This window comes from Ruegeria sp. AF7 (assembly GCF_056541885.1).
Genome location: NZ_JBQFYX010000001.1, coordinates 541284 through 553724 on the forward strand (window position 1 = coordinate 541284; position 12441 = coordinate 553724).

Consider the following 12441-nt stretch of genomic DNA (forward strand, 5'->3'; position numbering starts at 1 on the left):
CCAAGAGTGTAGTCTTTGACCTTACGCTTGGACGGATTAATCCGAACGTTTTGCGTATCGACGTATTCCAGCCCCGAAGCCTCGACCAGCAGAGTTTTTTCTATCGAATATGCTCCGCGTTCCTAGGGCCGGTTCGCTGGTATTCGGTTTCGTCTTTATCAGTCTTCTTCGTGCTCTTCACCACCGGGCTCTTCACCACCGGGTTCTTCCCCACCGGGTTCTTCTCCACCGGGTTCTTCTCCACCGGGCTCTTCGCCACCAGGTTCTTCACCACCGGGCTCTTCTCCACCGGGCTCTTCGCCACCGGGCTCTTCTCCACCGGGCTCTTCGCCACCGGGCTCTTCTCCACCGGGCTCTTCGCCACCGGGTTCTTCTCCACCGGGCTCTTCGCCACCGGGTTCTTCACCACCGGGTTCTTCGCCACCGGGCTCTTCACCACCGGGTTCTTCACCACCAGGTTCTTCGCCACCGGTTGGGTTACCGCCGCCACCATTGGGGGGCGTGCCATTTTCCTGGGAAGGTCCGTCGCCGGATCTCTGGTCTGAGACACCGATCGATGCGGTCGGGAAGTCACTTAGCAGACCTGCCAGCGGGGCGCATTCTGCACCGACGCGCGCCAGAATCTGATCGAAGTCATGACGGCGTTGAATGTAGCGGATCATGCCGGATGTCACAGCATCGCATTCGCACAAAACCTGCGCGGACGCAGCGGATTGCCGTGCTGTTGCAACCGTACATGTCCCAGCGGCAAAGGTTTCACCGGCAGGTGAAAGCAGAAAAGTTGTCGCAATAAAAAACAGTGGAAACTTGCGAGCTCTATTACCCATTTTGAACTCCTTGGAACTCGATAACTAAACTACGTCCTTCTATGCACCATTCCCGTATCGGTGTTTGTGAAGGACGTCACACTTCTGACGTGTTTTGACCATAATTCGAGGGCGCCTACAATATCTTGTTGGTGAGGCCCGGGGCGGAAATTTTCAACCATGCGGAGAAAGGTGTTAGTTTTCAAATAAAAACCGGGCAGTGAGCCCGGTTTTTCTGATTTCGTCTTTTGTCGTATTGGAAGCAAATATGCCACACTATTGCCATTGTTTCCGTTTGGTCAGTTTGCAACCTGAGGGTGTTCTAGGCAGATTTGGCCATCCGCTTACGCTCGTGCGGGTCAAGAAAACGCTTCCGCAGGCGCACCGCGTTTGGTGTAACTTCCACCAGTTCATCATCGTCGATATAGGCAATTGCCTCTTCCAGTGAGAACTGAATATGCGGCGTCAGGCGGACCGCGTCGTCGGATCCACTGGCGCGCACGTTTGTCAACTTCTTGCCTTTGAGCGGGTTCACTTCCAGATCGTTGTCTCGCGAGTGTTCGCCGATCACCATACCCTGATATACGTCTGTTTGCGGACCAACAAACATACGGCCACGTTCTTCCAGGTTCCACAGCGCATAAGCCACAGCCTGACCTTTCTCCATCGAGATCAGAACGCCTGCGCGACGGCCCGGAATCTGCCCCTTATGTGGCGCCCAGTCATGGAACACGCGGTTAAGTACACCCGTACCGCGCGTGTCGGTCAGGAATTCGCCGTGGTAACCGATCAGACCGCGGGACGGGACATGGGCGATGATCCGCGTCTTGCCCGTACCGGCCGGGCGCATCTCGACCAGTTCACCCTTACGTGCGCCGGTAACCTTTTCAATAACGGAACCAGAATATTCGTCATCCACGTCGATGGTGACTTCTTCGATAGGCTCAAGCCGCTGCCCGTCTTCTTCACGGAACAGAACCTGCGGGCGCGAGATGCTGAGCTCAAAGCCTTCTCGGCGCATATTCTCGATCAGAACACCCATTTGCAACTCGCCACGGCCCGCAACCTCGAACGCCTCACCGCCGGGGGTGTCGGTGACACGGATGGCGACGTTCGACTCGGCTTCCTTCATCAGCCGGTCACGAATGACGCGAGATTGAACTTTTTTGCCGTCACGGCCTGCCAGCGGAGAATCATTAATACCGAAGGTCACGGTAATGGTCGGTGGATCGATGGGCTGCGCGGGCAAGGCCTCAGTGACCTGAGGGGCAACCAGCGAATCCGCTACGGTGGCTTTGCTCATGCCAGCGATGGTCACGATGTCGCCTGCTTCGGCCACATCAATGGGCTGCTGGGCCAGTCCCCGGAACGCCAGGATTTTCGTGGCGCGGAAGTTTTCGATGACCGAACCATCGCGGCTGAGCGCCTTGAGGTTGTCGCCAGCCTTCAGCGTGCCACTTTCCACACGACCGGTCAGGATACGACCGATGAAGGGATCGCTGCCCAATGTCGTGGCCAGCATCCGGAAGGGTTCATTTTTGTGTTCGACCTGCTTCGGGGCAGGGACATGATCGACGATCAGGTCGAATAGCGCGCTCAAGTCTTTGCGGGGACCGTCCAACTCCATATCCGCCCAGCCCGAACGGCCCGAGGCGTACATTGAAGGAAAATCCAACTGGTCGTCATCCGCGCCGAGATTGGCGAACAGGTCAAAGCATTCGTCCAGTGCGCGGTCAGGTTCGGCATCCGGCTTATCGACCTTGTTCAGAACCACGATCGGGCGTAGGCCCAGCGCCAGTGCCTTGGACGTTACAAACTTGGTCTGGGGCATCGGGCCTTCTGCGGCGTCCACCAACAGAACAACACCGTCGACCATGCTGAGAATGCGCTCGACCTCGCCGCCGAAATCGGCGTGGCCAGGGGTGTCGACAATATTGATGCGCGTGTCTTTCCACTCAACCGAGGTGGCCTTGGCCAGGATGGTGATGCCGCGTTCACGCTCCAGGTCGTTACTGTCCATGGCGCGTTCCGCGACGGCCTGATTTTCCCGGAATGCACCGGATTGTTTGAGCAGCTCGTCCACCAGGGTCGTTTTGCCGTGGTCCACGTGAGCGATGATTGCGATGTTGCGCAGGTCCATGAGAGGTCAGCCTTTGAACGGGAAGTTGCCGCGCGCATAACGCGGCGCGGCAAAATATACCAGCCCTAACCGGCCTTCAGTGCCCGGCAGTCTTTGAAAAGAGGTGAATGATCAGGATTCCCGCCAGAATCATCGCCAATCCGAGTATTGCCGGCCAATCCAAACGCTGACCGAAAACGATAAAACCGATGAGCGCGATCAGAAAGATGCCTAGTCCGGACCAGATAGCATAAACAATGCCGACAGGCATGACCTTCAACGTCATCGCCAAAAGGTAGAATGCAAACGCGTACCCAACGATAACGATCACGGAAGGCCAGAACCGCGTAAACTGCTGGCTGGCTTGCAGGGCCGTTGTGCCAATGGTTTCAGCCAGCACAGCCAGCAACAGATACAGATAGGCTTGGGGCATTTGAATACCTCGGAAAAGGGTGCGTCGGGTGGCCTGAGGGTGATTTGTGTGAGTGAAATACGCGGGCCGTCATGTTGTCTACAAGATTACCTTGGGTCAGGTATACCTGACTGTTTTTTCAGTCGAATGAATGTAATATTCGCTGCATATTTTTTCATTTTGTTAACGAGTTTTGAGCGATGACGTTATTTGCGAAATCAATCATATTTGCTTCGGGTCTGATAGTGGCGATTGGGTGGCTTGCTGACGGGGGGTCCGTCGAAGTGAATGCAGCCAACTTGGTTCAACAGTTTGATGGTAGTAGTGTTTTTTGAACGCCGCTAGAAACCAAGCAAGAAAGAAGGAGCCTTCAGGCTCCTTTTTTTATGCTTGAGGATCGGCTGTTTTACCATTTTCGAAATGCGCAACCAGTTGCGGTTGCAGCCAGTCCCATAGCTGAGGCGCTCCCGCTGCAATAGCTGGTCGGACACGCGTTACAATCTGGTCGAATTTCACTTTGTATTCGACCCATGACCCGCCACCTGTTTCCAGATTTGCTATGGGTGTCTGAAAGCGGTCAACAGCCTTTGCAAACCTGGCTTCTGCGGTCTCAGCCGCCTCAAACTCGTGCCAAAGTTCAGTAAATGGCCTGTGTTGACAGTCAGGCAAAAGGCCAAACAATCGCTTGGCGGCGGCCTGTTCCTTGGCTTCCTGTTCCGCGTGGTCGACATGTCCGTGGATCGGGTGGTCGCCCGCGTCGATTTCGACAACATCGTGCAAAAGCAACATCTGCAGGGTTCGGTCCACTTGAACGTCCGAATGCGCGTATTCTGACAATACCCATGCGTAGAGCATGACATGCCACGAATGTTCCGCCGAATTCTCGAACCTGTCACTGGCCATCAGGCGTGACGCGCGCAGAACGGATTTCAACTGGTCCGCTTCTGTAAGAAACGCCAATCTTTTCGTGAAGGCGTCATCCTGAGGGTCCGAGTTGGTCAAGAGGTTTGTGGCATGCTGGTGGGCCAATGGAAACGCATGGGCCAGATACGCTGCGCGACCGTCTGCCAGATTCGACCGCGCAATCTCCACATGATCCTCTCGTGGGTCGGCGGCGCACAGAACCTGAAACAGCGGCTGGCAGCGATCCAAAATTTTGGCGAACCGGGCATCCGGGGTTTGGTCCGCCTCGAATTCGTGCCAGAGCGAAAGAAATTCCTGCGCCTGTTCGTCGGGCAACAGGCCAAACAATTCCTGTGCGGCGGCCTGTTCAGCCTCGGCCACGGTGTCCCAATCCGTGTTGAGGTGAATCGGATGATCACCTGTCACGATCTCAACCAGATCATGCAGCAGCAACATGCGGATGACCCGGTCGACCGAGATGTCCGGCCCGGCCAGTGGTGCCATGACCATTGCCCACAAAGCCAAGTGCCAGCTGTGTTCGGCGGAGTTTTCGGGCCTTGACTGGTCAAGCAGGACATTTGCCCGCTCGACCAACTTCAGATTGTCGGCTCGCTTCAGAAATGCGACCTGCGCAACCAGGCGATCGGTCATTGCTTTTCAATCGCCTTGAGTTTCGCGCGATGCGTGGCGAGGCGCTTGATCACGAATTGTCTGGCCTTGCGTTCAGCCAGACGCACGCGGATTTCTGTCAGGAAAGCCTCTTCCAGAGATTGAGACGCCGCACCAAGCACTTCACCTACCTCCACGAAGAACCGGTCTTCGCCAGTTTCGTCCATGACCTTCATCGTATCTTCGGCCAGTTTGGCCGCGAGCGATGTGATGGTGTCGGACATTAGCGGGTGTTCTCGGTCAGCCGACGTTTCACATAGTCGCTGACATCTGTGATCAGCGTGTCCATGTGGCGTTCCTGGAAGAAATGATCCGCGCCCTCAACCTCGTTATGGGTGATCGTGATCCCTTTTTGCTCGTGCAGCTTGTTGACCAGCGCGGTGGTATCCGCTGGTGGTGCCACACGGTCAGCCGATCCGTTGATGATCAGACCCGAAGACGGGCAGGGCGCAAGGAAGGAAAAGTCATACATGTTGGCAGGCGGTGACACGCTAATGAAACCCGTGATTTCGGGGCGGCGCATCAGCAACTGCATTCCAATCCACGCCCCAAACGAAAAGCCTGCAACCCAGCAGTGTTTCGAGTTGTTGTTCATGGATTGCAGGTAATCCAGCGCAGATGCCGCATCGCTCAGCTCGCCTACGCCCTGATCGTATTCGCCCTGGCTGCGACCGACGCCGCGGAAGTTAAAGCGCAGCACGGTGAAGCCCATGTTGTAAAAGGCATAGTGCAGGTTATAGACCACCTTGTTGTTCATGGTCCCGCCGAACTGAGGATGCGGGTGAAGCACGATAGCGATCGGTGCGTCTTTTTCCTTTTGCGGGTGGTAACGGCCTTCCAGGCGGCCTTCGGGTCCGGGAAAAATCACCTCGGGCATGTGTGCTTTGGTCCTGTCATTTTCGTGCGGGCATCCGGATATACTTGACTATAATCGTCGGACACCTTAGAACGGTTCTAATTACATTGCTTGGCGCAATCGCGCTGTCAGTCGGAGATACGCACTGGCAGCGTCGGCGTCAATGATTTCGCGCAGATCCGGATAAAAGGGGGCAGGGAATGAAGCTTTCGACCAAAGGGCGTTACGCGATGGTCGCTTTGGCGGATATTGCGCTTCAGCCAACAGACCGGCTGGTAACCCTGGGCGAAATTTCGGAACGGCAGGACATTTCTCTGCCGTATCTTGAGCAGCTTTTCGTCAAGCTGCGTCGCGCGGAACTGGTTGCTTCTGTCCGTGGGCCCGGAGGGGGGTATCGTCTTGCACGTCCCGCGTCCGAGATTCGCGTGGTCGAGGTTCTGGCCGCCGTGGATGAGACGGTTGACGCCCTGCAAAAAGGGGCCGGGGCATCCGGTGCGTCATCGGGCAGCAGGGCGCAATCCCTGACGAACCGCTTGTGGGAAAGCCTGAGCGCGCATGTTTATGTCTTCCTGCACCAGACGCGCCTGTCGGATGTGATCAGAAACGACCTTGCGCCTTGCCCGGCAGTTCCAAGCCTGTTTTCCGTCGTGGATGAATGAGCTGGGTAAGTCGAACATGCATATGAGTTCCGTGCGGGAAAAGATGTATCCATGAAACGTGTTTATCTGGATCATAACGCGACCACGCCGCTGCGACCCGAAGCGCGCGAAGCGATGATCGCGGCGATGGATGTGGTCGGGAACCCGTCATCTGTTCATGCAGAAGGGCGTGCCGCAAAAGCGTTGGTTGAACGTGCGCGGGCGCAAGTCGCCGAGGCCGTCGGTTGCCGTCCGCAAGAGGTCATATTTACCTCTGGCGCGACCGAAGCGGCGCGGGTTCTGCAAAATCGCCCCGAAGGCTGCGACGTCTTTGTCGATAGCACTGCCCACGATGCGCTGTGGTCGCATTTCGACTTGACCCATTGCAGCGAGCATCCCTTTGGCCCCGGGCACATATTGGCGATGGGGCTTGCGAACTCCGAGACCGGAGTCATCACGCAGCCGCCTCAGAAAGTTGAGAAGCAGTGGCCCTATGGCGCGCGGCGCGCTGATTGGCTGTTGCTGGATATTACGCAGGTTGTCGGACGCATTCCGTTTTCTTTTGCCTGGAGCGGCGCAGATATGGGGATCCTGTCGGCGCATAAGATTGGCGGGCCAAAAGGTGTTGGCGCTTTGATCCTGCGGCAAGGTATCGATATCGAACCTTTGGCCAGCGGCGGCGGTCAGGAGATGGGGCGAAGATCCGGAACTGAAAATGTGGTGGGTATCGCCGGATTTGGCGCGGCTGCCGAGGCTGCTCAGCGCGATCTGGCTGATGGAGTATGGGAAAAAGTCAGAGAACTTAGAAATATTCTAGAAAACGCCCTTGAGGCTGGTGCAATATCTACTATTTTTGTCGGGAAAGATCAGGAGCGACTCCCGAACACCCTGTGTTTCGCGACGCCCGGCTGGAAAGGTGAAACGCAGGTGATGCAGATGGATTTGTCTGGCTTTGCCATCAGTGCGGGATCCGCCTGTTCCAGCGGCAAAGTCAAAACCAGTCGGGTTCTGACAGCAATGGGATTTGATGAGACGGTGGCGTCATGCGCAATCCGCGTATCGTTGGGGCCAGAGACGACTGAAGAAGATGTGCTGCGTTTCGCCGAAACGTGGCTTGAAAAAGAGAAAAAGCATCGCGCGCGGGCTGCGTGATCTGACGGAGGGTAAGTCATGGCCGCTTTGGACCAGACCCAGGTAAAAGAAGGTGTCGATCAGGAAACCGTGGACGCGGTTCGCGAGGTCGGCACATACAAATATGGCTGGGACACCGATATCGAGATGGAATACGCGCCCAAAGGCGTGAACCCGGATATCGTCCGTCTGATCTCGGGGAAAAACGATGAGCCTGAGTGGATGACCGAATGGCGTCTGGCCGCGTTCGAGCGTTGGACAAAAATGGAAGAGCCCAAATGGGCGATGGTTCACTACCCGCCAATCGATTTTCAAAACCAGTATTACTATGCCCGCCCCAAATCGATGGAAGAGAAACCCAAATCTCTGGATGAGGTTGATCCAAAGCTGCTCGCCACTTACGAAAAGCTTGGTATCCCTCTGAAAGAACAGATGATTCTGGCTGGTGTTGAAGGGGCAGAGGATGCACCTGCCGAAGGCCGCAAGGTAGCGGTCGATGCAGTGTTTGACTCGGTTTCCGTGGGTACGACCTTTCAGGCCGAACTGAAAAAGGCAGGCGTGATCTTCTGCTCGATCTCTGAGGCGATCAAAGAGCATCCTGAGCTGGTCAAGAAGTACCTGGGAACCGTGGTTCCCGTATCGGACAATTTCTATGCAACATTGAATTCAGCTGTATTCTCGGATGGCTCATTCGTCTACATCCCGCCGGGCGTTCGCTGCCCGATGGAACTAAGCACGTATTTCCGCATCAACGCCGAGAACACGGGCCAGTTCGAACGCACCCTGATCATTGCTGACAAGGGCTCGTACGTCTCATATCTGGAAGGCTGCACTGCACCCCAGCGTGACACGGCACAACTGCATGCTGCCGTGGTCGAGATCATCGTCGAAGAAGATGCCGAGGTGAAATACTCGACCGTTCAGAACTGGTTTCCGGGGGACGAAAACGGCAAGGGCGGTATCTATAACTTCGTGACCAAACGCGCCGACTGCCGGGGTGACCGGTCCAAGGTGATGTGGACGCAGGTGGAAACCGGATCGGCCGTGACATGGAAATACCCGTCCTGCATCCTGCGCGGCAATGAAAGCCAGGGTGAATTCTATTCGATCGCGATTGCCAACAATTATCAACAGGCCGACACCGGCACCAAGATGATTCATCTGGGCAGGAACACCAAGTCGCGCATCGTGTCCAAGGGCATCAGCGCGGGCAAGGCCCAGAACACCTATCGTGGGCTAGTGTCGATGCACCCGAAAGCCAGGGACAGCCGGAACTACACGCAGTGTGACAGTCTGCTGATCGGCGACAAATGCGGCGCACATACGGTTCCCTATATCGAGGTCAAGAACAACTCGAGCCGCGTTGAGCACGAGGCGACGACGTCAAAAGTGGATGACGATCAGCTGTTCTACTGCCGTCAGCGCGGCATGGACGAGGAAGAAGCCGTGGCTCTGGTGGTCAACGGGTTCTGCAAAGACGTGCTTCAGGCGCTTCCGATGGAGTTTGCGATGGAAGCACAGCAGTTGGTGGCCATCTCACTTGAAGGTTCGGTTGGGTGATGACGCGGTCACCCGGAACCCGCATCCGTAAGGATAATGTGCTGACCTGGCTTGGGTACACATTGCCGGTTCTGGGCGGTCTGCTTGGCGTGGCCTACGTCAACACCCATTACATGGAATTCATCAACCCGGTTTGGGCAGTAGGTGGCGGGGCGATCCTGGGTTGGATCATCGCCAGACTGATCCGCAGATTACTGGGCTAGAACAATACGGGGCCAAGGGCCCCTTGCGATACGCAAAAGGACAAAAAATGCTGGAAATCAAAAACCTGCACGTACAGCTTGAAGAAGAAGACAAGCAGATCCTAAAAGGTGTGAACCTGACGGTCGAGGCTGGCAAGGTACACGCGATCATGGGGCCGAACGGGTCGGGCAAATCGACCCTCAGCTATGTTCTGTCGGGGCGCGACGGGTACGAAGTAACCGAAGGTTCGGCCACTCTGGACGGTCAGGACCTGCTGGAGATGGAACCGGAGGAACGCGCAGCAGCAGGTGTTTTCCTTGCCTTCCAATACCCGGTTGAAATCCCCGGAGTTGGCAACATGACGTTCCTGCGCACCGCAGTAAACGCGCAGCGCAAGGCCCGTGGAGAAGAGGAACTGTCTGCCGCAGACTTCCTGAAAGAAGTGCGTGCCAAGGCCAAGACGCTAAAGATCGACGCGGATATGCTTAAGCGCCCGGTCAATGTTGGTTTTTCGGGCGGTGAGAAAAAGCGTAACGAAATCCTGCAGATGGCTATGCTTGAACCGAAGATGTGCATCATGGACGAAACCGACTCGGGCCTTGATGTGGATGCGATGAAGCTGGTCGCCGAAGGTGTGAATGCCCTGCGGGACGAAGGCCGTGGGTTCCTGGTCATCACCCATTACCAGCGCCTGCTGGATCACATCAAACCTGACGTCGTGCACATCATGGCCGATGGCCGCATTGTCAAAACCGGAGGCCCGGATCTGGCGCTTGAGGTTGAAAACAACGGTTATGCCGACATTCTGGCCGAGGTGAACTGATGGCTTTGCCGCAAGCGAAACAAACCGCAACCGAGGCGCGTCTGGCTGCGCTGACCATGCCTGACGCGGGCTGCACCCGCGGTGCACGCGAAGACGCTCTGGCGCGTGTTCTGGAATCCGGGCTGCCGGGGCGCCGGGATGAGTATTGGAAATACACCCAGCCCGACAGTCTGATTTCTGCCGAGGCTTTGCCTGCGGCGGTGTTTGTCAATGATGAACCGGTACTTTTCAACGACCTCGACCGTTTGAAAATAGTCTTTGTCGACGGGGTGTTCAGCGCCGAGGAATCCGATGAGCTGTCGCTGGACGGTGTCAAGATCGACCGGATTGAAGACATCTGCTGCAAAGACATTCATTGGGCAAAAGACCTGTATGGCGTTCTGGAAGCGCGTGGCCAGTCCCCGGTTCAACGTCCGTTGGCTGCATTGAACACGGCCTTTGCGTCGGACGGTGTCGCCATTCACGTTACGGGCAAACCCTCTAAACCGATCAACCTGATCTATCGTCATGCCTCACCGACATCCGACGCGATCCTGCATCACGTTATTCGTGTGGAAAGCGGGGCCGAGGTGACAATTCTTGAATCCGGTCCGGCGGCGTCGCGTTTCAACAAATGCATGGAGATTGAAATCGCCGACAAGGGGACGCTGCATCATGTGCGGGCACAAGGCAGGGACCATGAACGTCGCGCCGCGACCCATATGTTCACGCGTTTGGGGGCAGAGTCGGTCTACAAGTCCTTCACCTTGACAGCGAATGGGGTGCTGACCCGTAACGAACAGGTCGTTGAACTGACCGGCGACAATGCTGTGGCGCATGTGGCCGGGGCCTGTGTTGGGGATGGTGATTTCCACCATGATGACACGGTGTTCATCACCCATGACGCGGTGAATTGCGAAAGCCGTCAGGTCTTTAAGAAAGTGCTGCGCAACGGTGCGACCGGAGTGTTTCAGGGCAAGATCCTTGTAAAGGAAGGGGCCCAGAAAACCGATGGGTACCAGATCAGCCAATCGCTGCTTTTGGATGATGATAGCCAGTTCCTCGCCAAACCCGAACTTGAGATCTACGCCGATGACGTGGCGTGTTCCCACGGCTCAACCTCGGGGGCGATTGACGAAACAGCGCTGTTCTATCTTCGGTCACGGGGTGTTCCGGTCAAGGACGCGACCAACATGTTGACGCTGGCATTCTTGGCAGAAGCAGTGGACGAGATCGAAGACAGCGCTTTGGCAGATGAAATCGTAAGCCGTCTGGAAGGGTGGCTGGCGCGCCGAAGCTGATGGCCCTGTCGTCGGATATCCTGGCAACGTACCGGGGGCCGGGGCGCGTGGTGCGCAGGCTTCTGGATATGGGTCAACGAGAAGACCGGGCGCTGATCTTTGTCATGGCGTTTTGTGTGGTGGCATTCATCGCCCAGATGCCTGGCCTTGCCCGTAAAGCGCATCTGGAAGGCGTTGAGCTGAATATGCTATTGGGTGGTGCTCTGCTTGGATCAGTGTTCATTCTGCCCTTGGTTTTTTACACGCTGGCACTGGTATCTCATTGGGCGGCACGCCTGTTTGGCGGGCAGGGAAGCGCTTATGGTGCGCGCCTGGCACTGTTTTGGGCGCTGTTGTCCTCTGCGCCGCTGGTTCTGCTGAACGGCCTTGTCGCCGGATTCATCGGGCCAGGGCCTACCTTGACGTTTGTAGGTCTCGCCTGGGTTGCTGTTTTTGTCTGGTTCTGGGTATCCGGTCTCAGACAAGTGCAAAGGTCCGTCGCATGAATTCGAGTTTTCTGGGAAATCTGGCGGTCTTGACGATCAAGAACCCGGCCGAAGCGGCGCGTCAACTGATGGCGCTCAAGCTGGGGCGAGAAGTGCTTTGGTTGGCATTTGCGCTGGCGGTCGTTTTGAACTGCGTTGTCCAATTGGGAATTGATCTGTCGATAACAATGGCGGCGGGTCAACCCTCTCCTGCGCTCGAAAGCATTCCCATGGTTTTGGTGCGCTCGGCCGGGGCCATGATGCTGAGCATTGTCGCGTTCCTGCTGGTCGGGCGAATGCTTGGAGGTCTGGCGAGGTTCGATGATCTGATGGTTCTGACGATCTGGCTGCAATTCCTGCAAATAGCCGCCTTGGTCGTGACGCTGATCTTGAGCCTGACCCTACCGTTCCTGATGATGATGACATTGTTGGCGACAGCAATCCTGAGCCTTTACGTCACGCTTCATTTTCTGAACGAAGCGCATCAACTCGGGTCGCTCTGGAAATCCTTTGCGGTAATTGTGTTGTCAGCCCTTGTCGCCATCCCCTTCGTTCTGTTTCTAAGCCCAACCGGGCCCGTCTAGGAATACCTCTCTT

At 56.3% G+C, this 12441-nt stretch carries 14 protein-coding genes; 8 read left to right on the forward strand and 6 right to left on the reverse strand.

What is annotated here, in order from left to right; translation table 11 throughout:
- Positions 1-158 precede the first annotated feature (158 nt).
- The 6 genes from ACR0AP_RS02690 to ACR0AP_RS02715 form a co-directional block, all read right to left on the reverse strand.
- Positions 159-827, reverse strand: a complete 669-nt coding sequence (locus tag ACR0AP_RS02690; protein WP_480505141.1) for a hypothetical protein — start codon at positions 825-827, stop codon at positions 159-161.
- Positions 828-1128: 301 nt separating this feature from the next.
- Entirely contained in the window at positions 1129-2946 is a 1818-nt protein-coding gene (typA, locus tag ACR0AP_RS02695) for a translational GTPase TypA (protein WP_209596307.1), read from the reverse strand.
- Positions 2947-3022: 76 nt separating this feature from the next.
- On the reverse strand, positions 3023-3358 hold the full coding sequence (locus ACR0AP_RS02700) for an SMR family transporter (protein ID WP_209596305.1): 336 nt from the start codon (positions 3356-3358) through the stop codon (positions 3023-3025).
- 363 nt (positions 3359-3721) lie between these two features.
- A complete protein-coding gene (locus tag ACR0AP_RS02705) occupies positions 3722-4891 on the reverse strand; it encodes an HD domain-containing protein (protein WP_480480879.1) in 1170 nt (389 codons plus the stop codon).
- Positions 4888-5133, reverse strand: coding sequence for a hypothetical protein (locus ACR0AP_RS02710; protein WP_209503892.1), 246 nt, complete (start codon positions 5131-5133; stop codon positions 4888-4890). Before ACR0AP_RS02710 ends, ACR0AP_RS02705 begins: the two co-directional genes overlap by 4 nt.
- The gene (locus tag ACR0AP_RS02715) at positions 5133-5786 is read right to left on the reverse strand and encodes an alpha/beta hydrolase (RefSeq protein ID WP_209503893.1); all 654 of its coding nucleotides are present in this window, start codon (positions 5784-5786) and stop codon (positions 5133-5135) included. The genes ACR0AP_RS02710 and ACR0AP_RS02715 overlap by 1 nt, the downstream gene beginning before the upstream one ends.
- Before the next feature lie 179 nt (positions 5787-5965).
- On the opposite strand from ACR0AP_RS02715, the gene iscR reads away from it, so the two are divergent.
- The 8 genes from iscR to ACR0AP_RS02755 are packed head-to-tail and all read left to right on the forward strand — an operon-like array spanning position 5966 to position 12428.
- On the forward strand, positions 5966-6424 hold the full coding sequence (gene iscR, locus ACR0AP_RS02720) for a Fe-S cluster assembly transcriptional regulator IscR (RefSeq protein ID WP_209596301.1): 459 nt from the start codon (positions 5966-5968) through the stop codon (positions 6422-6424).
- Positions 6425-6475: 51 nt separating this feature from the next.
- Entirely contained in the window at positions 6476-7555 is a 1080-nt protein-coding gene (locus tag ACR0AP_RS02725; RefSeq protein WP_480505144.1) for a cysteine desulfurase family protein, read from the forward strand.
- A gap of 18 nt (positions 7556-7573) precedes the next feature.
- Positions 7574-9094 (forward strand): Fe-S cluster assembly protein SufB, encoded by a 1521-nt coding sequence (gene sufB / locus ACR0AP_RS02730; protein WP_480480883.1) that lies wholly within the window; start codon positions 7574-7576, stop codon positions 9092-9094.
- Complete coding sequence (locus ACR0AP_RS02735) at positions 9094-9297, forward strand: hypothetical protein (protein WP_480505146.1); 204 nt, start codon at positions 9094-9096, stop codon at positions 9295-9297. Before sufB ends, ACR0AP_RS02735 begins: the two co-directional genes overlap by 1 nt.
- Positions 9298-9344: 47 nt before the next feature.
- Positions 9345-10100, forward strand: a complete 756-nt coding sequence (gene sufC / locus ACR0AP_RS02740) for a Fe-S cluster assembly ATPase SufC (protein ID WP_480505147.1) — start codon at positions 9345-9347, stop codon at positions 10098-10100.
- Positions 10100-11380, forward strand: a complete 1281-nt coding sequence (gene sufD / locus ACR0AP_RS02745; RefSeq protein WP_209596296.1) for a Fe-S cluster assembly protein SufD — start codon at positions 10100-10102, stop codon at positions 11378-11380. The genes sufC and sufD overlap by 1 nt, the downstream gene beginning before the upstream one ends.
- Positions 11380-11865 carry a YIP1 family protein gene (locus ACR0AP_RS02750; protein ID WP_267365776.1) on the forward strand — a complete coding sequence of 162 codons (486 nt, stop codon included), beginning with the start codon at positions 11380-11382 and terminating at the stop codon, positions 11863-11865. Before sufD ends, ACR0AP_RS02750 begins: the two co-directional genes overlap by 1 nt.
- A complete protein-coding gene (locus ACR0AP_RS02755; protein WP_480505148.1) occupies positions 11862-12428 on the forward strand; it encodes a YIP1 family protein in 567 nt (188 codons plus the stop codon). The genes ACR0AP_RS02750 and ACR0AP_RS02755 overlap by 4 nt, the downstream gene beginning before the upstream one ends.
- The last annotated feature ends 13 nt before the right edge of the window (positions 12429-12441 follow it).

Coding starts and splice junctions, on each gene's coding strand:
- ACR0AP_RS02735 (WP_480505146.1), top strand. CDS start 9,094: ATGACGCGGTCACCCGGAACCCGCATCCGTAAGGATAATGTGCTGACC.
- ACR0AP_RS02710 (WP_209503892.1), bottom strand. CDS start 5,133: ATGTCCGACACCATCACATCGCTCGCGGCCAAACTGGCCGAAGATACG.
- ACR0AP_RS02725 (WP_480505144.1), top strand. CDS start 6,476: ATGAAACGTGTTTATCTGGATCATAACGCGACCACGCCGCTGCGACCC.
- ACR0AP_RS02715 (WP_209503893.1), bottom strand. CDS start 5,786: ATGCCCGAGGTGATTTTTCCCGGACCCGAAGGCCGCCTGGAAGGCCGT.
- sufD (WP_209596296.1), top strand. CDS start 10,100: ATGGCTTTGCCGCAAGCGAAACAAACCGCAACCGAGGCGCGTCTGGCT.
- sufC (WP_480505147.1), top strand. CDS start 9,345: ATGCTGGAAATCAAAAACCTGCACGTACAGCTTGAAGAAGAAGACAAG.
- ACR0AP_RS02750 (WP_267365776.1), top strand. CDS start 11,380: ATGGCCCTGTCGTCGGATATCCTGGCAACGTACCGGGGGCCGGGGCGC.
- ACR0AP_RS02690 (WP_480505141.1), bottom strand. CDS start 827: ATGGGTAATAGAGCTCGCAAGTTTCCACTGTTTTTTATTGCGACAACT.
- iscR (WP_209596301.1), top strand. CDS start 5,966: ATGAAGCTTTCGACCAAAGGGCGTTACGCGATGGTCGCTTTGGCGGAT.
- typA (WP_209596307.1), bottom strand. CDS start 2,946: ATGGACCTGCGCAACATCGCAATCATCGCTCACGTGGACCACGGCAAA.
- ACR0AP_RS02700 (WP_209596305.1), bottom strand. CDS start 3,358: ATGCCCCAAGCCTATCTGTATCTGTTGCTGGCTGTGCTGGCTGAAACC.
- ACR0AP_RS02755 (WP_480505148.1), top strand. CDS start 11,862: ATGAATTCGAGTTTTCTGGGAAATCTGGCGGTCTTGACGATCAAGAAC.
- ACR0AP_RS02705 (WP_480480879.1), bottom strand. CDS start 4,891: ATGACCGATCGCCTGGTTGCGCAGGTCGCATTTCTGAAGCGAGCCGAC.
- sufB (WP_480480883.1), top strand. CDS start 7,574: ATGGCCGCTTTGGACCAGACCCAGGTAAAAGAAGGTGTCGATCAGGAA.